General features: G+C 39.2%; 23 protein-coding genes. 14 read left to right on the forward strand and 9 right to left on the reverse strand.

Annotated features, from left to right (window positions below; genetic code table 11):
* The first annotated feature begins 2 nt into the window (after nt 1–2).
* From EQG61_RS07105 to EQG61_RS07130, 6 genes are all read left to right on the forward strand, one after another.
* A complete protein-coding gene (locus tag EQG61_RS07105; RefSeq protein ID WP_129461225.1) occupies nt 3–1,601 on the forward strand; it encodes an AMP-binding protein in 1,599 nt (532 codons plus the stop codon).
* Nucleotides 1,602–1,711: 110 nt separating this feature from the next.
* Nucleotides 1,712–2,131, forward strand: coding sequence for an acyl-CoA thioesterase (locus EQG61_RS07110; protein WP_164974903.1), 420 nt, complete (start codon nt 1,712–1,714; stop codon nt 2,129–2,131).
* A gap of 4 nt (nt 2,132–2,135) precedes the next feature.
* Nucleotides 2,136–3,107: a carbon-nitrogen hydrolase family protein gene (locus tag EQG61_RS07115; protein ID WP_129461227.1), complete on the forward strand. Its 972-nt coding sequence runs from the start codon at nt 2,136–2,138 to the stop codon at nt 3,105–3,107.
* Nucleotides 3,108–3,162: 55 nt separating this feature from the next.
* The gene (locus tag EQG61_RS07120; RefSeq protein ID WP_129461228.1) at nt 3,163–4,278 is read left to right on the forward strand and encodes a cupin domain-containing protein; all 1,116 of its coding nucleotides are present in this window, start codon (nt 3,163–3,165) and stop codon (nt 4,276–4,278) included.
* A gap of 22 nt (nt 4,279–4,300) precedes the next feature.
* A complete protein-coding gene (locus EQG61_RS07125) occupies nt 4,301–5,209 on the forward strand; it encodes a fumarylacetoacetate hydrolase family protein (RefSeq protein WP_129461229.1) in 909 nt (302 codons plus the stop codon).
* A gap of 127 nt (nt 5,210–5,336) precedes the next feature.
* Nucleotides 5,337–6,089, forward strand: a complete 753-nt coding sequence (locus tag EQG61_RS07130) for a maleate cis-trans isomerase family protein (RefSeq protein WP_129461230.1) — start codon at nt 5,337–5,339, stop codon at nt 6,087–6,089.
* Nucleotides 6,090–6,130: 41 nt separating this feature from the next.
* Here EQG61_RS07130 and EQG61_RS07135 read toward each other — a convergent pair whose 3' ends face one another.
* Together EQG61_RS07135 and EQG61_RS07140 are read right to left on the reverse strand one after the other, a co-directional pair.
* Nucleotides 6,131–6,766, reverse strand: a complete 636-nt coding sequence (locus EQG61_RS07135) for a matrixin family metalloprotease (protein WP_129461231.1) — start codon at nt 6,764–6,766, stop codon at nt 6,131–6,133.
* A gap of 73 nt (nt 6,767–6,839) precedes the next feature.
* Nucleotides 6,840–7,859, reverse strand: coding sequence for a serine hydrolase (locus tag EQG61_RS07140; protein ID WP_129461232.1), 1,020 nt, complete (start codon nt 7,857–7,859; stop codon nt 6,840–6,842).
* Nucleotides 7,860–8,071: 212 nt separating this feature from the next.
* On the opposite strand from EQG61_RS07140, the gene porX reads away from it, so the two are divergent.
* The 4 genes from porX to EQG61_RS07160 are packed head-to-tail and all read left to right on the forward strand — an operon-like array spanning nt 8,072 to nt 11,709.
* Nucleotides 8,072–9,622: a T9SS response regulator signal transducer PorX gene (gene porX, locus EQG61_RS07145; RefSeq protein ID WP_129461233.1), complete on the forward strand. Its 1,551-nt coding sequence runs from the start codon at nt 8,072–8,074 to the stop codon at nt 9,620–9,622.
* A 5-nt stretch (nt 9,623–9,627) separates the two neighbouring features.
* Nucleotides 9,628–10,038, forward strand: a complete 411-nt coding sequence (gene tsaE / locus EQG61_RS07150; RefSeq protein WP_129461234.1) for a tRNA (adenosine(37)-N6)-threonylcarbamoyltransferase complex ATPase subunit type 1 TsaE — start codon at nt 9,628–9,630, stop codon at nt 10,036–10,038.
* Nucleotides 10,039–10,074: 36 nt separating this feature from the next.
* Complete coding sequence (locus tag EQG61_RS07155; protein ID WP_129461235.1) at nt 10,075–11,268, forward strand: alanine dehydrogenase; 1,194 nt, start codon at nt 10,075–10,077, stop codon at nt 11,266–11,268.
* Between the two features lie 45 nt (nt 11,269–11,313).
* Nucleotides 11,314–11,709: a DUF4258 domain-containing protein gene (locus EQG61_RS07160; RefSeq protein ID WP_129461236.1), complete on the forward strand. Its 396-nt coding sequence runs from the start codon at nt 11,314–11,316 to the stop codon at nt 11,707–11,709.
* Nucleotides 11,710–11,745: 36 nt separating this feature from the next.
* Here the strand turns inward: EQG61_RS07160 and EQG61_RS07165 are convergent, their stop codons facing one another.
* Entirely contained in the window at nt 11,746–12,786 is a 1,041-nt protein-coding gene (locus EQG61_RS07165; RefSeq protein ID WP_129461237.1) for a PLP-dependent cysteine synthase family protein, read from the reverse strand.
* A 79-nt stretch (nt 12,787–12,865) separates the two neighbouring features.
* Nucleotides 12,866–14,923: a S9 family peptidase gene (locus EQG61_RS07170; protein ID WP_129461238.1), complete on the reverse strand. Its 2,058-nt coding sequence runs from the start codon at nt 14,921–14,923 to the stop codon at nt 12,866–12,868.
* Nucleotides 14,924–15,048: 125 nt separating this feature from the next.
* On the opposite strand from EQG61_RS07170, the gene EQG61_RS07175 reads away from it, so the two are divergent.
* A complete protein-coding gene (locus EQG61_RS07175; RefSeq protein ID WP_129461239.1) occupies nt 15,049–15,372 on the forward strand; it encodes a YbaB/EbfC family nucleoid-associated protein in 324 nt (107 codons plus the stop codon).
* A 3-nt stretch (nt 15,373–15,375) separates the two neighbouring features.
* Here the strand turns inward: EQG61_RS07175 and EQG61_RS07180 are convergent, their stop codons facing one another.
* The gene (locus EQG61_RS07180; protein WP_129461240.1) at nt 15,376–16,401 is read right to left on the reverse strand and encodes a threonine aldolase family protein; all 1,026 of its coding nucleotides are present in this window, start codon (nt 16,399–16,401) and stop codon (nt 15,376–15,378) included.
* Between the two features lie 48 nt (nt 16,402–16,449).
* On the opposite strand from EQG61_RS07180, the gene prfB reads away from it, so the two are divergent.
* Nucleotides 16,450–17,548 (forward strand): peptide chain release factor 2 gene (gene prfB / locus EQG61_RS07185; RefSeq protein ID WP_129461241.1). Its coding sequence is split into 2 segments (ribosomal slippage): nt 16,450–16,512 and nt 16,514–17,548, totalling 1,098 coding nucleotides; the frame shifts between segments, so codons are not numbered across the junction.
* Nucleotides 17,549–17,574: 26 nt separating this feature from the next.
* On the opposite strand, the gene EQG61_RS07190 is transcribed toward prfB, so the two are convergent.
* The 4 genes from EQG61_RS07190 to EQG61_RS07205 form a co-directional block, all read right to left on the reverse strand.
* Nucleotides 17,575–18,342: a dienelactone hydrolase family protein gene (locus tag EQG61_RS07190; protein WP_129461242.1), complete on the reverse strand. Its 768-nt coding sequence runs from the start codon at nt 18,340–18,342 to the stop codon at nt 17,575–17,577.
* A gap of 108 nt (nt 18,343–18,450) precedes the next feature.
* Entirely contained in the window at nt 18,451–19,680 is a 1,230-nt protein-coding gene (locus tag EQG61_RS07195) for a porin (protein ID WP_129461243.1), read from the reverse strand.
* Nucleotides 19,681–19,794: 114 nt separating this feature from the next.
* Nucleotides 19,795–21,120: an inorganic phosphate transporter gene (locus EQG61_RS07200; RefSeq protein ID WP_129461244.1), complete on the reverse strand. Its 1,326-nt coding sequence runs from the start codon at nt 21,118–21,120 to the stop codon at nt 19,795–19,797.
* A gap of 10 nt (nt 21,121–21,130) precedes the next feature.
* Nucleotides 21,131–21,775 (reverse strand): DUF47 domain-containing protein, encoded by a 645-nt coding sequence (locus EQG61_RS07205; protein ID WP_129461245.1) that lies wholly within the window; start codon nt 21,773–21,775, stop codon nt 21,131–21,133.
* A gap of 175 nt (nt 21,776–21,950) precedes the next feature.
* On the opposite strand from EQG61_RS07205, the gene EQG61_RS07210 reads away from it, so the two are divergent.
* On the forward strand, nt 21,951–23,579 hold the full coding sequence (locus tag EQG61_RS07210) for an acyl-CoA carboxylase subunit beta (protein WP_129461246.1): 1,629 nt from the start codon (nt 21,951–21,953) through the stop codon (nt 23,577–23,579).
* 274 nt (nt 23,580–23,853) lie between these two features.
* On the forward strand, nt 23,854–25,515 hold the full coding sequence (locus tag EQG61_RS07215) for an RluA family pseudouridine synthase (protein ID WP_129461247.1): 1,662 nt from the start codon (nt 23,854–23,856) through the stop codon (nt 25,513–25,515).
* Nucleotides 25,516–25,528: the final 13 nt, after the last annotated feature.

Consider the following 25,528-nt stretch of genomic DNA (forward strand, 5'->3'; position numbering starts at 1 on the left):
TCATGAAACACTACACCGATACGTTTGCTCATGATCATTTGCCCGAACTTTCGGCACAACCGGGCTATTCCTTTTTGGATATACCCCAGTTTCAACGACCTGAAATGCTCAACTGTGTCGATCGATTGTTGGACCAGCACATTCGAGAAGGGCGCGGAAAACAACCGTGTTTGCATACGTTTGAAACCAATTGGACTTACCAAGACTTGTATGAAAAGAGCAACCAAATTGCGCAAGTATTGGTGCATGATCTCAAACTCCAATCCGGAAATCGGGTGTTGATTCGTTCCGCCAATTCGCCCATGATGGTCGCTTGTTGGTTCGCTATTCTCAAAGCCGGCGGAGTCGTGGTAGCCACAATGCCTTTGTTACGCTCCAAAGAACTCACTACAATAATAGATTGTGCCGAAATTTCCCATGCGTTTTGTGCCGCCGATCTGGAAGAAGAAATGCATTTGGTGAAAAGCGACAACCTACAATCGGTGTGCTATTTTGGAAACGGCCAATTGGAAGCCTTAATGGCAAAATACAACCCCGTTTTTGATAATTACCACACCCATTCCGAAAGTGTAGCATTAATCGGGTTTACCTCGGGAACCACAGGTTTACCCAAAATGACGGCACATTATCACAAAGATATTCTCAATATCTGTGAAGCTTTTCCTGCCTATTCGCTCCAACCCACTGCCGATGATATTTTCATTGGAAGTCCGCCCATTGGATTCACCTTTGGACTCGGCGGATTGGTGCTGTTCCCACTCTATTACGGTGCATCGACATTTTTAATTGAAAAACCGAGTCCGGACCTGCTTCTGCAAGCGATTCAAGACCATAAAATCACCATTTGTTTTACAGCACCTACCGCTTGGCGGGTCATTACAACTAAAGTCAACGATTACGATATTTCCAGTTTGCGCAAATGCGTATCTGCTGGAGAAACGCTTCCGTTGAAAGTTTGGCAAGACTGGTTTGACGTGACCGGACTTAAAATTATAGACGGTATTGGAGCGACTGAAATGTTGCACATTTTCATTTCGTCAAATGAAACGAACATGAAACCCGGCGCAACAGGATTACCCATAACCGGTTATGAAGCCAAGATTGTGGATGCATCAGGTACCGAGATCATGGATGGAACTCCTGGTCGTTTGGCTGTTCGCGGCATCACAGGCTGCAAATACCTCAATCGTCCCGAAAAACAAGCCGAGTATGTGCAATACGGTTGGAATCTTACGGGCGATGTTTTCCGAAAAGACGAAGACGGCTACTATTGGTTTGTGGCGCGTGGCGACGACATGATTATTTCCTCAGGCTACAATATTGCGGCTATTGAGGTTGAAAGTGTGTTGATCGGACATGAAGATGTGGCGGAATGCGCGGTGGTCGGACTCCCCGACGACGAACGTGGGATGTTGGTTTGTGCCTATATAGTATTGAAAGATGCAGCTAAAGCATCCGATGTATTGAAAAACCGTATTCAGCACTGGTTCAAAGAAGTAGCGGCTCCCTATAAATACCCACGTGTGATTCATTTTGTGGAGGCGCTGCCCAAAACCGAAACGGGAAAAATTCAACGTTTCAAACTTAAAAATCAAGATTAATGTATATTTGAATAGCTTTTATTTTTGGAGCTATTTCCTGCTTTCCGCTGTATCTCCCTCCTAACGTCGGGAGGATGCCGCTTCAATCAGGGCTAAAACAAGTACTACCAATGAACTACTTTACTAAAGAAGAAAAAATTCGTTTCCAACATATTGACTACGCTGGGATTGTTTTTTATCCCCGTTTTCTCGAAATGCTCAACGCCCTTGTCGAAGATTGGTTTGAAGAAGCGCTCGATCGCCCCTTTCATTTGATGCATGAAACCAATGGCATCCCAACGGTCGATTTAAAAGTACAATTCAAGAGTCCGGCCCGCCTTGGAGAAACCATCACCAAGCATTTATGGGTCAAAGAATTGCGCAATTCGTCTATGCTTTGTGGTTTTAAATTTGAAAACGCCCAACAAAAAACGGTGCTTGAAGGCGAAGTAACCTTAGTAAATGTGAAAATCGCAGACGACCGAAACAGCATCAGTTCGGAAGCTTTTAACGAAACAATGAGGTCAAAAATCCAACCCTTTTTACAATAAAACTATGGAGTTTAAAAAATTTAAAGCCGCTACCGTACAAACGTCACCCGTTTTTCTCAATGTTTCCGCAACAGTAGAAAAAGCCATTCGTTTTATCAAAGAGGCGCATGACAACGGTGCTACATTAATTGCATTTCCCGAAGTTTTTATTGCGGGCTATCCGTATTGGAATTGGGTAATGACGCCTGTTCAAGGCAGCGCATGGTACGAACAGTTGTATCGGAATTCGGTAGCTGTAAACGATGCAGAAATGCAACCTTTGTATCAAGCAGCACGCGATTATAACATGCATGTCGTCATCGGTATCAATGAACGCGGCACAAGTTTTGGCGAAATTTACAACACCAACTTAATTATCAACAACCAAGGGGAAATTATTGGAAAACACCGAAAATTAGTCCCTACCTGGGCTGAAAAATTAACGTGGACCTCAGGCGATGGTTCGTCCCTTAAAGTTTATGATACTGAAGTGGGTCCGCTGGGAACCCTCGCTTGTGGTGAAAACACCAATACTTTGGCGCGTTTTACCTTATTAACACAAGGCGAATTGGTACATGTCGCCAATTACATTTCGCTTCCCGTTGCCCCACCTGATTATGACATGGCTGAAGCAATTAAAATTCGGGCGGCTGCCCATTCCTTCGAAGGGAAATTATTTACCATCGTATCTTGTTCGACAATATCTCAAGAAATAAAAGATGCATTGCGAGCGGATGTACCTAATATCGATGCTTTGTTGAATCGCAAAAGTTCGGCCTTTTCTGGATTCATCGGACCCAATGGTGCAGTGATTGGTAACCCCTTAATTGACGATGAAGGCATTGTGTATGCCGAAATCGATTTGGCCAAATGCATCCAACCCAAACAAATGCACGATATTTTAGGACATTACAACCGTTTTGATATTTTTGATTTGCGGGTGAATGTGGCACCAACGCGAAAGATTACTTTTGTGGATAATACGGAAAATGAATAAATAATACAGACCTAACAGGTTTTAAAAACCTGTTAGGTCTCCAAAATAAAAAACCATGGAAGAGCAACACTATTCCGATGATGTATACGGTAGAGCCCGCGTGAATGATACGCCCGAACTCGAAGCGTATTACAAAGAATTAGAAACCTTAGGCGCCGGTGCTTTATGGACCGTTGCCAATGATATCGAACCTTGGGAGCCGCGACCCAATTCCGTTCCCATGTTATGGAAATACGACGATTTACGATCGCTGGTACTCAAATCGAGCGAACTCGTCACTCCCGAACAAGCGGGTCGACGTGTGGTCTATTTGGTCAATGACAAACGCAAAGACGTTTCGGCCGCTGTGGGTTGGTTGTATACCGGAATTCAGGTTACCCGTCCCGGTGAATCGACATCAGCACATCGTCATCGTGCTTCTGCATTGCGTTTTATAATGGAAGGGAATAAAGGTTATACGGTGGTAGACGGCAATAAAATTATGTTGGAAGTCAACGATTTTGTCATCACGCCCAACTCCACCTGGCACGAGCATGGTGTAGAAGCCGACGGGCAAACTTGTATTTGGCAAGACGGTTTGGATATTCCGTTAGTGAATGCGCTAGAAGCCAATGATTATGCCGTTTTTGATGGCAAACAACCATTGGACGTTCCGTTGAATTATTCGCCGAAAACCTATAGTGGTGTCGGACTCATTCCCGCCGATGTACAGTGGGACAAGCCCTATTCTCCCCTATTTAAATATTCCTGGAGTAAAGTCTATCCTGCTTTGTTAGAAGCATTGGACGTAAATCCGATCGATCCGTTTGATGGTATTCATATGCGCTACAGCAATCCGTTGACGGGCGGACATGTCATGCAAACCATGAGCGCCTCCATGCAATTATTACCCAAAGGATTCAAAGGAAAAGCCCACAAACATACGGGCTCGTTTGTGTACCAATGCGCCAAAGGAAGCGGCTATTCAATTATTAATGGAAAACGCTACGATTGGAAAGAACGCGATATTTTTTGTGTACCTTCATGGGCATGGCACGAACATCATAATGCGTCTGAAACGGAAGATGCTTGCTTATTTCATTTCAATGACTTACCCGTTATTGAAGGATTAGGATTATACCAAGATCGGGTTTACAATGAAAATAATGGACATCAAAATATAAAAGAATAATAGTTTAGAAAACTACAAAACAATGAAATTACTTACCTACACCCACCAAGACAACGAAGCGCGCTTGGGGTTTTTATTTAACAATTTAGTGATAGATATGGAAGACTTTGGCGAAGTGGCCAATTTTCCTTTGCCCGATGATATGCTTGATTTGATTGATATGGGAATTGAAGTTATCGATGAAATCAACGATTTGATTGCAGATACTCCAGATGAGTTTATCACAAAAATTGGGGTGCCATTTGAAGAAGTGACCTTACTCGCTCCTATTCCAAGACCGCGAAAAAATATTATTGGTATTGGATTGAATTATACCGAACATGTGGCAGAAAGTGCCCGTACTTTAGATACGACTGGTAAACTTCCTCAAAAACCCATCATCTTTTCAAAACCACCTACTACAGTGACGGCAACAAACACCGAGGTGATTAAAAATACAAAGCTTACCTCACAATTGGACTGGGAAGTCGAGTTAGCCGTAGTTATCGGAAAAACAGGGAAATATGTACCGAAAGCGGAAGCTATGGATTATGTATTTGGGTATACTGTTATCAACGATATTTCTGCTCGGGATTGCCGTCGTGAAGGGCAATGGATTGTATCCAAAGGACAAGATACGTTTGCGCCTATGGGTCCGATTTTAGTCACCAAAGACGAAATCGAGAATCCGCATAACTTAAATCTTAGTTTGAAAGTCAATGGCATTGAAAAACAAAATTCGAATACGAAATTCTTGCTATTCAACATTAATGACTTAATCGAAGATTTAAGTACCGTTTTTACCATTGAGCCCGGTGACATTATCGCAACAGGAACGCCTGCAGGTGTGGGTGCAGGTCGCGATCCACAAGAATGGTTGTATGACGGTGATGTGATGGAAGCTACCGTGGAAGGAATTGGTACGATCATTAATACCGTAAAAGAGATTTAAGCAGGGGCTGCAATAGGGATCGAAGCAAGGTACCGCGTACCGCGGAGAGCCCGGGCCGAAGGCATTGCCCTTTTCAGTATACAGTGACCAGTTTTCAGTAATCAGTAAACAGTTGAAGAATTAAATAATGACAAAGAAATATAGAATTGGACAAATTGTGCCGTCGTCGAATGTGACGATGGAAACCGAAATTCCGGCGATTTTTAGAGCGCGTGAGACCGTTTTACCTGAGCGATTCACCTTTCATAGCAGTCGGATGCGCATGAAAAAAGTCACTCAAGAAGAACTTGCGGCTATGGATGCCATGAGTTTGAAATGTGCCATCGAACTTTCAGATGCTCACGTGGATGTGATGGGTTATGCTTGTTTGGTGGCGATTATGAGTATGGGACGCGGCTATCATTGTGTTTCAGAAGTCAATTTGCATCAAGAAACGATTGCCAATGGTTTCCCTACTCCGATTGTGACTTCGGCGGGTGCGTTGATAAATGGATTGAAAGTATTAGGAGCCAAACAAATTTCGATTATTACTCCTTACATGCGTCCGTTGACCGATAAAGTAGTCGATTATATTGAACACCAAGGCATCAAAGTCAAAGAGAGTATTGCTTTGGAAATTCCGGACAACCTCGAAGTTGCAGCTCAGAATCCGTTGAATTTGTTGGAAATTTATAAACAATTGGATTTGACCGATGTCGATGTTTTGGTAGCCTCAGCATGTGTGCAAATGCCTTCTTTGGAAGCGATTGATCAAATTCAAGCCGAATGTGGTATTCCAGTTACCTCGGCTGCCGTTTGTACAACTTATGAAATGATGAAGAAATTGGGCATAGAAGCGAAGTCGACGATTGGTGGGGAATTGTTGAATGGCAGTTATTAGAAGTTATGAATTATAAATTATGAATGAAAGCCTGAAGTGATTCAGGCTTTTACTTTTAGGGTAATTTGCTTTTTGCATTCTCCACACAAAAACAACGATTCCTGGTCAATGGTACTTATTTTTTCATTGGCGGCGGTCATTACACAATGGGGATTTGGACAATGCGGTAATCCTAAGTTATGACCAAATTCGTGTATGGTTACTTTTTTTGCACGTTCGAGTTCTATTTTTGAACGGGTGTGTTTGAGTCGGAAAGTTGAAACAATTGCCGAATTTCCGGGGCGATAAGCCAAGCCCATAATACCAAAATCAGTATATTTCCATTCAGGTTTGATTATCTTTCCTTGTTCATCCCTTTTTGTGATGCAAATATCTTGGGTTGTAAATCCCATGACATAGTTTAACGTATCCGGTAAATGTTTACGTTGAAGTGTTAAGACTTTTGGCGCTTGATATCTGGGCGATTTTATTGAAGTATATGCCGCATTTGGCATGGGTTTGCTGGGTAATACAAACGTTTGAACTCCATAATAATTTTCTAGAGCATACCGTAGCGAGTCACAATAAGATTTCGGAAATCCAGTATATGCAATAATGCCTACTTTTAACGGTTTTGGGTTTTGTTGACAAGAAAGACAACATTTCATGATAATAATCAATACAAGCCAATTTTTCATGGAATGTAAACCGCAAATATCAAACCAAAAAAAAGCACAACGATAGTTGTGCTAGGTATTTTAGTCAAAAAAATTAATTTTTCAGAGCTGTTGTATCGGCAGTCATCTCACGGTATACCATACTTGAAATTTGTTTAATTACTTCGGGAAGTGTATCAAAACTATTTCCTTTTGTCATAATCGTGATCAAATAAGGCCGTTCTTCAACATAAACAATTGCTGTTTCATGCAATTGTTTTTCAACGGCATCACCCGCTTCTCCAAATTTATGTGAAAAGGCTACACCTCGGGGAAGACTTGCCGCTACACCTAATTTAAAATCAGATTGTGTTAACAAAGACGTAGCATATTCCGAATCTGCAATTGATAAATAAGAAGCATTATAAAGGGCGCGCATAAATAAGGAAACATCTTTAACATTTACTGGGTAATCGGAGGCATTCCAATCAGGGGCATTTAATCCCAAATCGGTAAACACTTTTTTGAAAACATCCACATCTATAATTGAATTTAAGATAAAAGTGGCATTGTTATCCGAATGTACAATCATGTACTTTAAGAGTTCACGAACAGTGTATTCGTGGCCTAATTGAATTGATTTTGTGGTAAAAATGGGTTTTTTATCTGTTTTTAGTTCTTGATTGAAAAGGTATTTTTTGTCTAATAAACCTGGATTTTTCTCATTCATTTTTAAAAATGTAATCAACTCCGGGATTTTCAAAAGAGAACCTGGTTTGTATTGTTCGTCGGGATTGATGACGCTCCATCCATTGAGTTCATAATCTCTGATATAAACGGATGCCGAAGTGATAACACCTTTGTTTTTAAATTCAGTGATTACATTTTCAATCGAATTTTTCACCGATGAGAGTTCGCTGGATTCATTGGAAGCATCAACAAACAAAAGGGGTTTGATGTATTTAAATCCACTTAATCGCTTAACGTGTACCTCTTTATTTTCAGAAAGTGATTGTTCGGATTCAATTTTAGCATTTTGATAGTGACTAACTAAAAAATAAGTGCCTAGTATTGAAATGAATACAATTAACGGGATGTATTTAAAAGTGATTCTATAGTTTAATATTCGAGTCATTATTTAATTTATACTTAATTTCTCACAAAAATAGCATATAAAAATTGATGTATTGCTGATAATTCTCATTGAAAACTGTCAATTTCTAATTTTAACTAAAATTAACGTATCCAATAGTAAAGCAATCTTCTTTACGAAAATCCCTTTCTAAAAAATACTAAAGTAAATTTCAAATGCGTTATAACTTATAGTAAATTGCACAAAAATTAGATATGGCTCCAATTAAAATATTATGGGTAGACGACGAAATCGATTTGTTAAAACCCCATATCCTATTCTTAGAGAAAAAAAATTACGAAGTCACCACCTGTAACAATGGTCGAGATGCTTTAGATATATTCAACGAACAAAATTTTGATATTGTTTTTTTGGATGAAAATATGCCCGGAATATCCGGTCTAGAAGTCCTTTCAGAAATGAAAGAAAAGAAGTCAACTCCTGTAATCATGATCACCAAAAGTGAGGAGGAATATATTATGGAAGAAGCGATTGGTTCCAAAATCGCTGATTATTTAATTAAACCAGTTAATCCCAATCAAATTCTTTTAAGTTTAAAAAAGAATTTGGATCATTCCCGTCTGGTTTCTGAAAAGACAACCTTGGATTATCAGAAGGAATTTCGAAAAATTGCCATGGATATGGGTATGGCCAATTCTTATGAAGATTGGGTAGAAGTCTATAAAAAATTGTTGTTTTGGGAAATTGAATTGGAGCATACTGAAGACTCTAATTTGACTAATATTTTGGAATCCCAAAAACAAGAAGCGAATTTTCAATTTGGGAAGTTTATTGAGCGAAATTACGAAGATTGGTTTGATCCCAAAGGAGATAAACCCATCTTATCGCATACCTTATTTCGTGAATTGGTGGTTCCCGAATTGGTAAAAAAAGACAAACCTGTATTGTTCATTGTTATAGATAACATGCGCTATGATCAATGGAAAGCCATGGAGTCATCAGTAAACACTTATTATAAAGTGGAAAAGGAAGTCCCCTACTTTGCTATGCTTCCTACTGCAACCCAATATGCAAGAAATGCCATTTTCTCGGGTTTGCTCCCTATTGAAATGGAAAAGCAATTTCCACAATATTGGAAGAACGATATTGATGAAGGTGGGAAAAATAATTTTGAAGCAGAATTTTTAACAGCGCATCTCAAACGATTAGGCCTTAACTTAAAACAAGATTATTTTAAAATCACGAATTTTCAATCGGGTAAAAAGTTGGCCGAAAACTTCCGCGGATTAAAAGACAATCAATTGGTTACTGTGGTTTATAATTTTGTGGACATGCTGTCCCATGCGAAAACGGATATGGATGTGGTCAAAGAATTGGCTTCTGACGATAAAGCCTACCGATCATTAACCTTGAGTTGGTTTAAAAATTCGCCACTTCTCGAAATCATACAACAAGCCCAAAAGTTAGGATTCAAACTTATTATCACCACCGATCACGGAACCATTAATGTTAAGAATCCGACGAAAGTTATTGGAGATAAAAACACGAGTCTTAATTTACGCTATAAAACCGGTCGTAGTTTGACTTATGAAGACAAAGATGTTTTTGTAGTTAAAGATCCTAAAAAAGTAGGTTTGCCTGCAATAAACATGAGTAGTTCCTTCATTTTTGCGAAAAACGATTTATTTTTGGCCTACGTAAACAACTACAATCATTATGTGAGTTATTACCGCAATACGTATCAACACGGCGGAATTTCTTTGGAAGAAATGATTGTACCGTTTATCGTCTTGAACCCAAGATAAATAAGATGGAATTTATTTTTGAACTACAAGAAATTCAACAGGTTGCTCAAAAAGTAGTCGCGGAACATCCCCAACGTGTCATCGTTTTTAACGGAATGATGGGGGCTGGTAAGACTACATTTATCAAAGCGCTTTCCAAAGAATTGGGAGTACAGGATATGACCAGTAGTCCGACCTTTGCGTTGGTTAATGAATATGAAGCCGATGCCAATCAATTGGTGTATCACTTTGATGTGTATCGTTTGAAATCGGAAACCGAAGCTATGGATATGGGCATTGACGAATATTTGTATTCGGGACATTGGTGCTTTATTGAATGGGCCGAAAAAATTCCGAATTTGCTTCCGGAAAAGCATTCGGTAATTCAGATCGAAATTTTACCCGACGGAAAAAGAAAACTGGCGTTGCAGGTCTGATTGATTTTTTATACTTTAGAAGAAAAATAATACGGTATGCCACTGACGCCTTTCAGTCCTGAACAATTGATTCCACAAGAGGAAAAACTCGAAATTGCTCGCCATAAAAGTGAATTGTTTATTGGGATTCCTAAAGAAACAAGTTATCAGGAACGACGAATCTGCCTTACTCCAGATGCCGTAAATTCACTGACAAGTCATGGCCATCGTGTCTTACTTGAAGCGGGAGCTGGTGCCAGTTCGAGCTATTCCGATAACGATTATCGCGATGCAGGTGCTGAAATTACGAACGATCCGCAAAAGGTATTCGGCTGCCCGATGCTATTAAAGGTGGAACCGCCTACCCTAGCTGAAATTGAAATGATTCAACCAGGAACCATTTTGATTTCTGCTTTACAAATCAAAACCCGAAAAAAAGAATATTTTGAAGCCTTAGCCAAGAAAAAAGTAACCGCCTTGGCCTTTGAATACATCAAAGATGAAGACGGATCCTACCCTGCTGTGAAATCATTGAGTGAGATTGCAGGTACGGCTTCGATTCTTATTGCCGCCGAATTAATGATTAATAATGTCTTTGGTAAAGGATTATTATTCGGGAATATTAATGGTGTTCCCCCAACAGATGTTGTGATAATCGGTGCAGGGACCGTGGGTGAATTTGCGGCGCGAACTGCAATTGGTTTGGGAGCTAATGTTAAAGTATTTGACAATTCAATTACCAAACTTCGCCGTTTACAAAACAATTTAAGTCAGCGCGTTTTTACCTCTACGATCGAACCCAAAGCGCTGCAAAAAGCCTTGCGCCGTTGTGATGTTGCCATTGGAGCCATGCGCGGTAAAGATCGTTGTCCCGTAGTGGTCACCGAAACCATGGTGGAATTGATGAAAAAAGGGGCTGTTATTGTAGATGTCAGTATTGATACTGGCGGGTGTTTTGAAACTTCAGAAATCACCACTCATGAAAAACCAACCTTCATCAAAAATGATGTGATTCATTATTGTGTACCCAACATACCGTCTCGCTATTCCAAAACCGCTTCTTTGTCGATTAGTAATATAATTATGCCTTATTTGTTGCAAATTGCTGAAGACGGTGGTATGGAAAATGCCTTGCGCATCAGTAAAGGTTTAAAAAACGGGGTATATTATTACCATGGAATTTTGACCAACAAATCGATTGGCGACTGGTTTAATTTACCCGATAGCGACATTAATTTAATTGTCTTTTAATTTCCGGAAGCTATACTATTCGTTATTTTTGTAAAAAAGTTTACTATGAAGTTTTATCAACGCCTTGCCTACTATAGTTTCGGAGTGTTATTGGGAGCTGTTTTTGTGGGTTTTGTTCTTAATAAAAAAGGAGCCCGCTGCAGTTATTTCCCTAATGAACGCGTGTTGAATAATATCCGCACCAAACCTTTAAAGTACAGTTTAGAAGCGTCACGAAAATTGGCTGAAGATTGGATAGATACCATTGATATCAAAAACACACTGCAATATGGGGATGTCGATTTTGATAAAAGTAATGTAAAAATCCAAGATGGAAAATTATACATCATTGACGGTTTCACCACAAAAAAAGATACCATTCAATTGAAGATTATCAATTATGAAACACGCGCTGTGTTAGAAGATATTATCCGAATTAAAACAAAAAAGAACCGACCTTAAATAAAAAAAGCTCCGAAAACCATCGGAGCTTTTTTATTATTTTATAAATTCTACTTTTTGCGTTTCTTCTACGTTGACGCTGTCAAAGAATCCTTGATCTTTCATCCAATCATCACTGAAAACTTTACTCATGTAGCGCGAACCGTGGTCAGGGAATATTATAACTACATTACTTTCTGCAGTAAATTCTCCTTCTTCAGCAAACTGTTTTACGGCTTGAAAGGCAGCACCCGAAGTGTAACCTACAAACAAACCTTCACGCTTTGCAATTTCACGAGCCGTATGTGCACTTTCTTCGTCGCTGACCTTCATGAATTTGTCAATTACGTCGAAATCAGTTGCCGTAGGAATTAAATTTTTTCCTAAACCTTCAATTCTATACGGATAAATTTCAGCGGGATCGAATTCTTTGGTTTCGTGGTATTTTTTCAACACTGAACCAAAAGCATCTACACCTAAAATTCGGATATTTGGATTTTTCTCTTTTAAGAAACGAGCCGTACCCGAAATAGTTCCTCCAGTTCCACTACAAGCAATTAAGTGGGTAATCTTTCCGCCTGTTTGTTCCCAAATTTCTGGTCCGGTACTTTTGTAATGGGCATCAACATTTAAATCGTTAAAATATTGATTGATATACACAGAACCTTTGGTTTCTTCATGCAAACGTTTGGCTACTGAATAGTAGGAACGATCATCGTCCGCAGAAACGTGAGCGGGACAAACGTATACTTTAGCGCCCATGGAACGCAACATGTCAATTTTATCTTTTGAAGATTTGGAACTAACAGCCAAAATACAATCGTATCCTTTGATGATGCTTACCATGGCCAAACTAAATCCTGTATTTCCTGAGGTAGTTTCAATAATGGTATCGCCTGGCTTTAAAATCCCACGACGCTCTGCTTCTTCAATAATGAATAACGCGATACGATCTTTAGTGGAATGACCCGGGTTGAAAGCCTCAACCTTTGCGAAGAAGTTACCTGTTAGGTTTTCAGTTATCCGGTTGAGTCGAACTAACGGCGTATTGCCAATCAACTCAAGGACGTTATTGTAGGCTTTTATTTCTTCTTTCATAAAAAATAAATTAGCGTCAGGGTTCGTTGCACGAATTGGATAATCCCCAAACCATGCAAATTTAATAAATTATTTTAAACTAACTTTTAATTTTTTCCAAATCAAACAAAAAAGCAAACTCTTTGGCCACCTCTTTTAACGCTTCAAAACGTCCTGAGGCACCGCCATGCCCCGCATCCATGTTGGTATCCAAAAACAAGAAGTTAGTATCTGTTTTTAAATCACGTAATTTGGCTAACCATTTTGCAGGTTCCCAATATTGCACCTGTGAATCGTGTAAACCGGTAGAAATGTACAAATTGGGATAATTTTGCGCCTTTACATTATCATATGGTGAATAGGCCAACATGTAATCGTAATATTCTTTCTCATTCGGATTTCCCCATTCGTCATATTCTCCTGTTGTCAGTGGTATGGTGTCATCCAACATGGTGGTCACGACATCCACAAACGGTACTTGAGCAATCACGCCATAATACAATTCCGGATTCATATTGATTACCGCTCCCATCAAAAGTCCCCCGGCCGAACCACCTTCTGCATACAAATGCACTGGAGAAGTGTATTTTTCTTCAATCAAAAATCGAGAACAATCGATAAAGTCGGTAAACGTGTTCATTTTTTTCAACATTTTACCGTCTTCATACCATTTCCGACCTAAATCCTCTCCCCCACGAATATGTGCAATAGCGTAAATAAATCCGCGGTCCAACAAACTCAATCGGGTCGTTGAAAAATAAGGTTCGATGTTCACTCCATATGACCCATAAGCGTATTGCAACAAAGGATTTGTGCCGTCTTTTTTACAATTTTTGTGATACACTAGCGAAATAGGAACTTGCACTCCATCACGTGCTGTTGCCCAAATGCGCTCTTCGATATAATTATTTTTATCAAATTTTCCACCTAAAACTTCTTGTTCTTTTAATACGATTCGTTCTTGAGTAATCATATCGAAATCAATCACAGAAGCAGGCGTTGTTAAGGATTGATAAGCATACCTTAAGATTGTAGTGTCAAAATCCAAATTGGTCGTCGTATACGCCATATAGGTTTCGGATGTGAAAGGCAAATAGTAATCTACACTCCCATCCCAACGCATGATTCGAATTTTATTCAAACCTTCAGAACGCTCGGATACCACTAAAAAATCTTTGAAAATATCTATGCCTTCGAGTAAAACTTCCTCGCGGTGCGGCAACACATCCACCCAATATTCTTTTTCCGTTTTCCCCTCTTCCGTTTTCATTAATTTGAAATTCGTCGCTCCATCTTTATTGGTTACGATATAAAAATGATTACCGTAGTGCGACACCGAATACTCCAATTCACGCGTACGTTTTTGAAAAACAGTGAAAGGCGCCGTAGGTTCGCTCGCCAAGACATATTGGTATTCAGAAGTCAATGTACTCTCCGAAGTTATCATAATGTATTTCTTGGATTTTGACTTATAAACGGAAACATCAAACGTATCGTCTTTTTCGTAATATACTTTTACATCTTGGCTAGGATCAGTACCTATTTCATGGCGGTAAATCGTATCGGCACGCAGGGTTTTATCATCTTTTCTACAATAAAATAAATACATCCCATCGGCAGACCAAGTTCCGCCAGCGGTTGTATTTTCGATTTTATAAGGTAGAATTTCTCCGGTTACTAAATTTTTGATTTGAATTACATATTGACGACGGGATACCGTATCTATGCCAAAAGAAATCCATTGGTTATCCTCACTCACACTCAAACCCGACATTTGAAAATAGGAATGCCCTTTGGCCATTTCATTGCAATCAAACAACAATTCTTCTGCTGCTTCTAGCGAACCTTTTTTTCGGGCATAAATGGGATAATCTTTTCCCGCTTCAAAACGTGTAATGTAATAATAGCCGTTGTAAAAGTAGGGAACCGAACTGTCGTCTTCTTTGATCCGACTTTTCATTTCGGCAAACAAATCCTTTTGAAAACTTTCCGTATGTGCTGTCATCGCCTTGTAATAGGCGTTTTCTTGGTTCAAATAATCAATTACCTCCGGATTTTCACGGTCATTTAACCAAAAATAATCATCAATACGAACATGATTATGGATTTCTAAAGTATGGGGTATTTTTTTAGCGCGAGGCGGAATGGGATTATTCATGGTTCAATTTTATATCTCACAAAGATACTCGCGGTTCAAAGGGATATTCAAGGAATGAAGTTTTATTTTTCAACTAAAAATTTAACAATGAAATAATTATTTTTGCCCACTTAAAATTGAAAATTATGTTCGGAGATTTAATGGGAATGATGGGTAAAATCAAAGAAACCCAAGCTAAAATGGAAGCCACAAAAAAACGATTAGATACCGTTCTAGTCGATGAAAAAAGTACGGATGGTTTATTAGCCGTGACAATTACGGCCAACCGTTCTATTCGTTCTATACAAATTGATGATTCGTTATTGAATGATAAAGAAATGCTGGAAGATTACTTAGTCAACGTTCTTAACAAAGCCATCACCAAAGCCACACAAGTGAATGAAACGGAGTTGGGTGCTGTAGCCAAAGAAGGCATGCCCAACATTCCGGGAATGGATATGTTTAAGTAAGATTTAGAACACCATTTTGGCCAAATGTTCCATGACATAACTGTGCATCACTTGTTTGTAATCCAAATGGGTAACGATACGAAGTTTGCCTTGGCCCATCGAACTGATATGAATGTTTTTCTGTTTTAATTTGTCGATGACCCATTTTTCTTCCAATGTTTTACGCACGGAGAAAATGATAATGTTGGTTTCAATCGGTTCTACTTTTTCAATCCAAGGAAGTGTCGCTAAAAGTGCGCCCAATTCTTGTGCCCGTTGGTGATCTTCTTCCAAACGTAAAATATTATTTTGTAACGCATACATCCCCGCTGCCGCCAAATATCCGGCTTGACGCATACCGCCACCCAATATTTTTCGAATGCGTAAGGCACGTTTCATATCGTTTTTCGAACCCAAAAGCAAGGAACCTACAGGAGCACCCAAACCTTTGGATAAACAAACCGAAATAGTGTCAAACAATTCGCCAAATTGTTTCGGATGCTGCTTTTTGGCGACCATAGCATTCCACAAACGAGCACCGTCCAAATGGTATTTCAAGTCATGCTCAAGACAAACTTGTTTAATTCGCTTCATTTCAAGGATTTCGTAACAAGCACCACCGCCTTTGTTGGTCGTATTTTCTAAACTTACCAAAGCTGATTTTGGGGCATGGTAAAACTCCGGATCGTTGATATGCGCGCGAACTTGTTCAGCCGTAATGAGTCCGCGTGTGCCGTCTACCAGCGAACAAGATACGCCACTGTTAAAAGAAGCGCCTCCGCCTTCATAATGATAAATATGGGAATATTTATCGCATATCACTTGCTCTCCCGGCTGGGTGTGCAACTTTATCGCTGTTTGATTTGCCATGGTTCCACTGGGAAAAAACAAGGCGGCCTCCATACCAAATAAATGTGCCACAGATTCCTCCAATTCGTTTACAGTAGGATCTTGTTTATAGACATCATCCCCCACTTTGGCACGAAACATATACTGCAACATTTCATTGCTGGGTTTGGTAACGGTATCACTGACTAAATTTATTTCCATATCTGTGTGAGAAGCTTTACTTTTGCGGCTACAAAACTACATTAATTTATGACAAATACCGAACAAATCAAAGGTATTGTAGAACGTCTTGGTGCGTTGAGGAGGTATCTTTGACATCGATGCTAAATTGATCGAAATTACCAACGAGGAAGAGAAAACCTTTGCGCCCAACTTTTGGAACAATGCCAAACAAGCGGAAGTTATTGTTAAAAACCTGAGATCCAAAAAGAAATGGGTGGAAGATTTTAATAAGGCAAACAATCTTTGTGAAGAATTGCAAATTACGTATGAGTTTTTCCGCGATGGCGATGCTTCAGAAGAAGAATTGGATACTGCTTATGACTTGGCCTTTCAGCAAATTGACGATTTAGAATTCCGAAATATGCTATCCGATGAAGGTGATAGTATGAGTGCCGTGTTGCAAATTACTGCAGGAGCGGGCGGAACAGAAAGTTGTGATTGGGCATCTATGTTGATGCGAATGTATTTAATGTGGGGTGAAAAACAAGGCTACAAAATCAAGGAATTAAATTTTCAAGAAGGTGATGTCGCCGGAATTAAAACGGTGACGCTTGAATTTGAAGGAGACTTTGCATTTGGCTATTTAAAAGGAGAAAATGGGGTGCATCGATTGGTGCGCATCTCCCCTTTTGACAGCAATGCCAAACGCCATACTTCGTTTGCTTCGGTGTATGTGTATCCTTTAGTGGACGATACAATCGAAATTGAAATTAGTCCTGCTGATATTGAAATCACGACGGCCCGATCCAGTGGTGCTGGTGGGCAAAATGTAAACAAGGTAGAAACTAAAGTGCAATTGTTGCACAAACCTACCGGAATTCAAATCCAATGTTCGGAAACCCGTTCCCAACACGACAACCGCGATCGCGCTATGCAAATGTTACGTTCGCAATTGTATGAGATTGAATTGAAAAAACGCATGGAACAACGTGCCGATATTGAAGCGAGTAAGATGAAAATCGAATGGGGGTCGCAAATTCGGAACTATGTGATGCACCCTTATAAATTGGTGAAAGATGTGCGTACCGGACATGAAACGAGTGATGTAGATGCCGTAATGAATGGCGAACTGGATTCGTTTTTGAAAGCGTATCTCATGATGATGGGACAAAAAGAAGAAGAATAAAAAAAGCGGTCAGTTGACCGCTTTTTTTATAAAAATAATTCGTTGAGCAATTGTTTGAACGCTTCCCAAGAGCGTTGGTCGGCTTTTTCATTGTAGGCCGCTCCTTTGGAATTATCCGTTCCAGCACCTTTATCGGTAAAGGAATGTACGGCATTGGCATAATACACCATTTCCCAGTCGGCTTTGGCTTGACGCATTTCATCTTGAAAAGCCGCAATTTCTTCTTTAGGAACATATGGATCATCCGCACCATGAAGCACTAATACACGAGACGAAATTGGTGAAATAGTACGTGAAGCGTCGCGACCTAAACCCCCATGAAATGAAACCGCCGCAGCGATAGGCAAGTTCATACGTGCCGCTTCCAAAGCACCGGTTCCGCCAAAACAATAGCCCATTACTACGATTTTGTCTTTGGCTGCACCCAATTGAATGAGTTGATCATAGGCCAATTGAATACGTTTTTGGTATTCCAAGATATTCTTTTTGAAATACCCTGCTTTTTGTCCTGCTTCTTTATAATCTTTCGGTCGTTGGTCTACTCCATAAATATCGGCCACAAAAGTATAGTACCCCATTTTTTGTAATTGTTCAGCCGATTCTTTGGCATGAGTGTCAATTCCCATCCAAGCGGGTAAAATGAGAATACCCGGTTTTCCTTTTACCGCTTTTTGGGGAGTTCCCGAAAATCCGCTCAACACTTGGGATTGATCTTTATATTCAACCGCTTTCAGTTGGGCGAGCGATATCGAACAAGCCAATAAGCCTACTATTGCAACTAATTTTGTTTTCATTGGGTTTAATTTTTAATAAAACTACTCCTTTTTGTCAAAAACAGGTGTTAAAAAATCCGTAAATCAAATGAACGATTTACGGATTTCAAGACTTTTTTCGACTATTTTTTAAATGCCCATTTCGATTTGAAAACGGAAATACCAGTTCCCTTTTTCACTTCCATTTCCATAGTTTAATTGGTCATAAGTTATTTCGGTTTGCAATTTAAAAGCATGCTCCCATAAGTATTTGGTAAGTCCGATCGTGTATTCTTTTGTATCGGGTGTTTTCATAACAATATCTTTACCTACTTTTTGCAATGAATAACGGGCAATGATTTCATAGTTGGATTTTGTCAAATAACTCAATTGATAATCAAAGCCACTACCCACATACACATAATTGGATTGTGTCAAATCGTCAGGATTGAAAGTAATTGCATTTTTTGTGGTAGTGCGCGACATATAACTGGTCATGGCAGCGAATCCTTTGTATTTGAACATTCCGTCCAATAATACCGATTTTAAAGTTCGTTGTTCATACAAATCATCCCCCAATTGTCCTTGTGTGCGTTGAGCATGATTATTTTGTTGAAAAGCACCTGACAATAGAAGTTTAGGTTTCTTTTCACGCATCAAGTCGCCTTCAAAGTTGGTTCCATCCTTGGTAAATGTACCAAGTGGCAACAACTCAATTTTACCAGTTAATGCAAGACCTGAGTCTGGACCTTTGGTTGTATTACGGCCTTCACCAGTAGATGCTGCAGCTTTAACATTATAAGAAAACTTGTCTTTGTATTCGTTTAAATTATGAATTTGAAAACCAAAATCACGATCAATATTAAATCGCGCATTATTAATGGAACGATCTGTTAATTGCAAAGCTCCAGAGGAATTCACCCTTTGGCGATTTCCAGGTAGCTTCGTTTGTCCAAAACTAAAATTCCAATGGGTATTGGGACGATACATGATTACCGCATCACGAATAATATTGTAATTATCACCCTCAACCAAAGGACCTGTATCACCGGGTGCGAAAGACAATTGAATCGCATATAAAAATTTTGGATTTCCCACAAAACCATCGAATCGCAAGCGCAAGCGACGAATTTGCCAATCGTAGCCACCTGTTTCTCCTTCATTATCTATGTAAGAAGCTCTATTTTGCATACGAAAACGAATATTTAATTGAAATAAACTATCGGGGGTAGTAATTCCTAATCCTTTTCCATAATTATAATAGGGTAAAGTTGATAATCGCAAATCATTATCTTTCTTTACTTTTTCTAGTGTTACTTGAGCTTTACTACTCACCGTTATTAATGCGAATAGTAAAAGCATCCATTTTTTAAAATTCATTGTGTTGTTGATTTAGTAGTTAATTATTTGTTTACAATTTGAAAATAGTTTCTTAACCCTTCTGGAAAGGGTACAAAAAAAGCCGACAATTCCTGTCGGCTCAAGTATAAATATTTATATAAAAATATTGATAATATAATATGTAATTGCGGCCATCAAAGCAGAGACTGGAATCGTTAATATCCATGCCCACAATAAATTAATGGTAACTCCCCAGCGTACAGCAGAAACCCTTTTGGTTACACCTACACCAATGATTGAACCCGTAATGGTATGTGTAGTAGAAACGGGAATTTTAAAATGCTCCGTAGAGAATAATGTCAGAGCTCCCGCAGATTCAGCCACTACGCCTTCAAAAGCATTTACTTTGGTGATTTTGGAACCCATCGTTTTCACAATTTTCCAACCTCCACTTAGCGTTCCTAAACCGATGACAGTATAACATACTAATGGGATCCATTCGGGCATCTGACTCTTGATTCCTTTTTCTTCATTAGGCAATACCACCTGCAACCATTCTGGCATTGATAACACATCTTGGTGTGTAGTATTTAAATAAACAGCAACTGCAGCGGCGATAATACCCATCACTTTTTGCGAGTCATTGCCTCCATGGCCTAAACTAAAGGAAGCTGAAGATAATAACTGCATTCGTTTTAGTATGGATTCTGCTTTAGAGGCTGAGAATCGGCTAAATACTAAATTGAAAATGGCTAGACTATAGAAAATGATAGCTACTAAAAGCCATTTGATGTTATGGGGTTCAGTGACAACCGACCAAAAATGACTTTCAAATCGTGGTTTTTCAATTTTATCATACCCTTTCATCACAGTAAACAAGAACCAAAAGACTAAGGTCATTAATGCAACAGTAAAGATTTTAGGTCCGATTGCTTTACGTGAGGAATACATCATCCATAATGAGATGAAGTACGATATAATCATCCCGACTAAAGGCGCTAATACGATAAATGAAATCACAATTAATACCCCACTGGGTAATAAATCCCCTTCTTTGGGGGCTTTATACCAGGTTACAATTCCCCATCCTGTATGCTCTAAATCGGTTACTTTTCCTGAAAACCCATGAGCAATCGCTGCCCCTGCAAATCCACCAATTAAGGTGTGTGATGAGGATGAAGGAATTCCTTTCCACCACGTTAATAAGTTCCAAATTATTGCGGCGATAATCCCCGCTAGAATAACCGTCAAATCCAAACTGTCGGTTTTTGCAGTTTTAGCTACCGTGTCGGCAACTCCAAATCCAAAAACCCAATACGCTAGGAAATTGAAGAAAGCAGCCCAAAGTACCGCCTGAAATGGGGTTAACACTTTGGTCGCTACAATCGTTGCAATAGAATTAGCTGCATCATGGAATCCATTGATGTAGTCAAATGCTAAAGCAAGAATGATAATGACTATTAATAAAGTAAATTCCATCGAAACTGAATTAAGAATGTTTCACAGAAATTTGTTCCATTACATTGGATACACTTTTACATTTATCCGTTGCCATTTCTAAAGAAGACAACACTTCTTTGTATTTGATAATGTTTTTAGCATCCGTTTCATTTTCAAAAATGTCTGCTACTGCTTTATCAAAAACAGAATCCGCTTTGCTTTCTAATTTATTGATTTTTTTGCACGTATCCTTAATTGCCTTAGGGTCTTTCAAGTCCTTAAGTTCTTTGATGCCAACTGCGATTAATTGACAAGCTTCTAAGTTGATTTCCGTCAATTTACGAATCGACTTCGTGATTTTTTCAACCTGATACAAACGTATACGACTTGCCGCACCGTGCATATTGTCTGCTACGTTATCAATAGCTTTAATTAAGGAGTGGATATCTTCACGATCAAAAGGCGTGATAAAATTACGACTCAATTCTAAATGCGTTTTGTGCGCTATATCTTCAATTTCAGCTTCTAATTCTTCTACTTTTTTAAACAATTCTTCGCGCTCACCTTTCGGTGCATTAACAGCATCGTGTAACGTACTTGCCATTATCGTTAATTGTTTTGAAGCCTTCTCAAATAATGGGAAGAATTTTTTATCTTTTGGGACAAAAAATTGAAATACACTGTTTAAGGACATTTGTTTTGATTTTAAATTCGGTGCAAATGTATTTTAACAATGTTAAATTAATATTAACAAATGAATAAGTCGAAGTTATGTTTTAATACTAAATTAACCTTGTGCTAACATCTAATTTGGATTCAATGAAAACGTTTTCGTACTTTAGCGACACCAAAAAAGAAATGACTGCCCTATGGACTTAAACTTCAATAAAAACGAAGATCACAACAAACTTTTACTCTCCGATCTCAAGCAAAAATTTGCTAAAGTCAAACTCGGTGGCGGCGAAAAACGCATTGAGAAATTACACGCTGAAGGTAAAATGACAGCCAGAGAACGTATCGATTATTTACTCGACAAAGATAGCAAATCGATAGAAATTGGGGCCTTTGCTGGAGACGGAATGTATCTCGAACATGGCGGTTGTCCTTCGGGAGGTGTAGTTGTAAAAATAGGCTACATTCAAGGAAAACAATGTATCGTAGTGGCCAATGACGCTACCGTAAAAGCGGGCGCTTGGTTTCCCATTACTGGAAAGAAAAACTTACGCGCACAAGAAATTGCTATAGAAAATCGATTGCCCATTATTTATTTGGTTGATTCCGCTGGGGTTTATCTTCCGATGCAAGATGAAATCTTTCCAGATAAAGAACACTTCGGTCGAATTTTCCGTAACAACGCCATCATGAGCAGCATGGGAATTACCCAAATTGCAGCCGTTATGGGCAGTTGTGTCGCTGGTGGAGCGTATCTGCCTATCATGAGTGATGAAGCTCTTATTGTAGACAAGACGGGAAGTATTTTCTTGGCAGGAAGTTATTTAGTAAAAGCAGCTATTGGTGAAAATATTGATAATGAAACCTTAGGCGGTGCCACAACCCACTGTGAAATTTCGGGTGTAACTGATTACAAAGCCAAAGATGATAAAGATGCTTTGGACCGTATTCGTTCGGTGGTAGGCAAAATTGGTGATTATGAAAAAGCCGGGTTTAATCGTGTGAAATCTGAAAAACCTGCTTTAGAACCGACCGACATTTACGGAATTTTACCCAAATCCCGCTCAGATCAATACGATATGATGGAAATCATTAAACGTATGGTCGACAATTCTGAAGTGGATGAATACAAAGCAGGCTACGGTCAGTCCATTATTACTTGCTATGCCCGAATTGACGGTTGGGCAGTCGGAATTGTAGCCAACCAACGTACGGTATCCAAAACCAAAAAAGGAGAATTGCAGTTTGGCGGTGTGATATATTCCGATAGTGCCGATAAAGCCACGCGTTTTATTGCCAATTGTAATCAAAAGAAAATCCCGTTGGTTTTTCTACAAGATGTTACCGGATTTATGGTCGGTTCCAAAAGTGAACACGGCGGAATCATTAAGGATGGTGCCAAAATGGTGAACGCCGTTTCTAATTCGGTGGTTCCTAAATTTACCATTGTCATTGGAAATTCCTATGGTGCTGGAAATTATGCCATGTGTGGAAAAGCGTATGACCCAAGATTAATTGCGGCTTGGCCTAGTGCTGAATTGGCCGTTATGGGTGGTGCACAAGCGGCAAAAGTGTTGATGCAAATTGAAGCCGCTTCCCTAAAAGCCAAAGGTGAATTGGTTGACGCGCAAAAAGAACAAGAGTTGTTTGATAAAATAAAAGCGCGCTATGATGCGCAGGTGTCACCATATTATGCTGCTGCCCGACTTTGGACGGATGGAATTATCGATCCATTAGATACCCGCACTTGGATTTCTATGGGAATTGAAGCGGCTAACCACGCACCTATTGAAAAGAAATTTAATTTAGGAGTAATCCAAGTTTGATGAGCAAAATACAAATTCGAATACTTGAAATCTTTGGAACGCTCCTCGTGGGTGTTCCTTTTTGTTTGTGGGCTTCCCATTTTCTTTTTTTTGAGGAAGGAAATTGTATAGAAAGAAGTTTTCCCTTTTTTAACCCAATTTATGATCTTTTTTTTGAGGGGTATCACGACGAACCCAACGGTTATTTCTTTATCCTTCTACTTATTCTAAGTTATGGTTGTTCAAAAATGTTCATCTTTGCATTGCGAAAGTTGTTTCGATTTTGAAAAAAAGAATGCCTGATTTATTCCAAAAGTTTGAAAAACCTTTCTCCGAACATCCCGTTCCGGAGCGATTTACCTTTCCTTTTTATTACGACCCTCATCCGCTGAGTCTTGAGGCAGCACGTTTACTTCAGGAGTATTTGAAAAACCAAACCGATTTTGAGCACAACTTCGGACTTAATGAAGGACAATCGGGAATGGTGATTGGTAAAATGTTTGGGGTGTTGGTGGTTAAAAATGAATGGGGCGAACTAGGCTATTTATGGGCCTTTTCAGGAAAACTAGCCGATCAAAATCATTGGCCCAAATTTGTTCCTACGGTTTACGACATGCTGGAAGATAATGGCTACTTTAAAGTGGAAGAACGTATACTTAATAATCTTAATTTAAAAATTGAAAATCTCGAGAATTCAGAAGATTATAAAAATTTACTTGAAGCAACTAACAAAGCAGAATTTGATGCCTATGAAGCGATTACTACCTTTAAACAATCCATCAAAAATGCAAAAAAAGAACGGGCTTTATATCGTGAAAAGCATCCTAATTTGAATGATGAAGATGCATTACAATTAATTCAAGTCAGTCAATTAGAAAGTATTCGCTTGCGACAATTACAACTGGATTGGAAAGATAAAATTGCTTCACTTACAGCTGCATTGACGCAATTTGAAGATCAAATCAATCTACTCAAAGAAGAACGCCGAAACCGTTCCGCCTCGTTACAGCAACAATTATTTTCTGAATATGCGTTTCTAAATCAATACGGCACAACCAAAAGTTTGCAAACTATTTTTCAAGGGAATCCTCCTGCAGGTGCTGGCGAATGTGCTGCACCCAAATTGTTGCATTATGCGTTTCAAAACAAATTAAGACCATTGGCTATGGCCGAATTTTGGTGGGGTCAATCGCCCAAGTCTGAAGTGCGCAAACACGGTCAATTTTATCCCGCTTGTACAGGTAAATGCGAACCCATTCTTGGACATATGTTGGAAGGAATTCCACTAGAAGATAATCCGTTCTTGGTCAATCTAGGCGCCAATAAATCCTTAGAAATCATCTATGAAGACGAATGGATTCTAGCGGTAAACAAGCCCACTGATTTGCTTTCTACACCCGGAAAAAATATTGCGGATTCTGTATATACACGATTGAAAGGGATGTATCCACAAGCTACGGGACCGTTGATTGTGCATCGACTAGATATGGCCACATCGGGAATTCTTTTATGTGCTAAAGATGAACAAACCTACAAGTTGTTGCAAGCACAATTTATAAAAAGAAAAATTCAAAAAAAATATACCGCCCTATTATCGGGTTTACTGAATAATGAATCAGGGATAATTGAACTTCCACTTCGTTTAGATATTGATAACCGACCTTTTCAAATCGTTTGTCATGAATATGGAAAGCCTGCAATAACCCATTGGAAAAAGGTAAAAACCATTAATAATCAAACAGTTGTGGAATTTACTCCTATTACAGGAAGAACTCATCAATTACGAGTTCATGCAGCACATGTAGAAGGTTTACATACGCCAATCGTCGGTGATGATTTATATGGCACCAAGGGAAGTCGTTTGCATCTTCATGCCACTCAATTAAACTTTTGGCATCCGTATGAAAAAAAAGAAATCATGCTTTTTGTTCCTGCACCATTTGTAGAAATTGAGTAAGTTTGAATCATAA

The sequence above is a fragment of the Flavobacterium stagni genome (genome assembly GCF_004122105.1).
Lineage (GTDB): Bacteria > Bacteroidota > Bacteroidia > Flavobacteriales > Flavobacteriaceae > Flavobacterium > Flavobacterium stagni.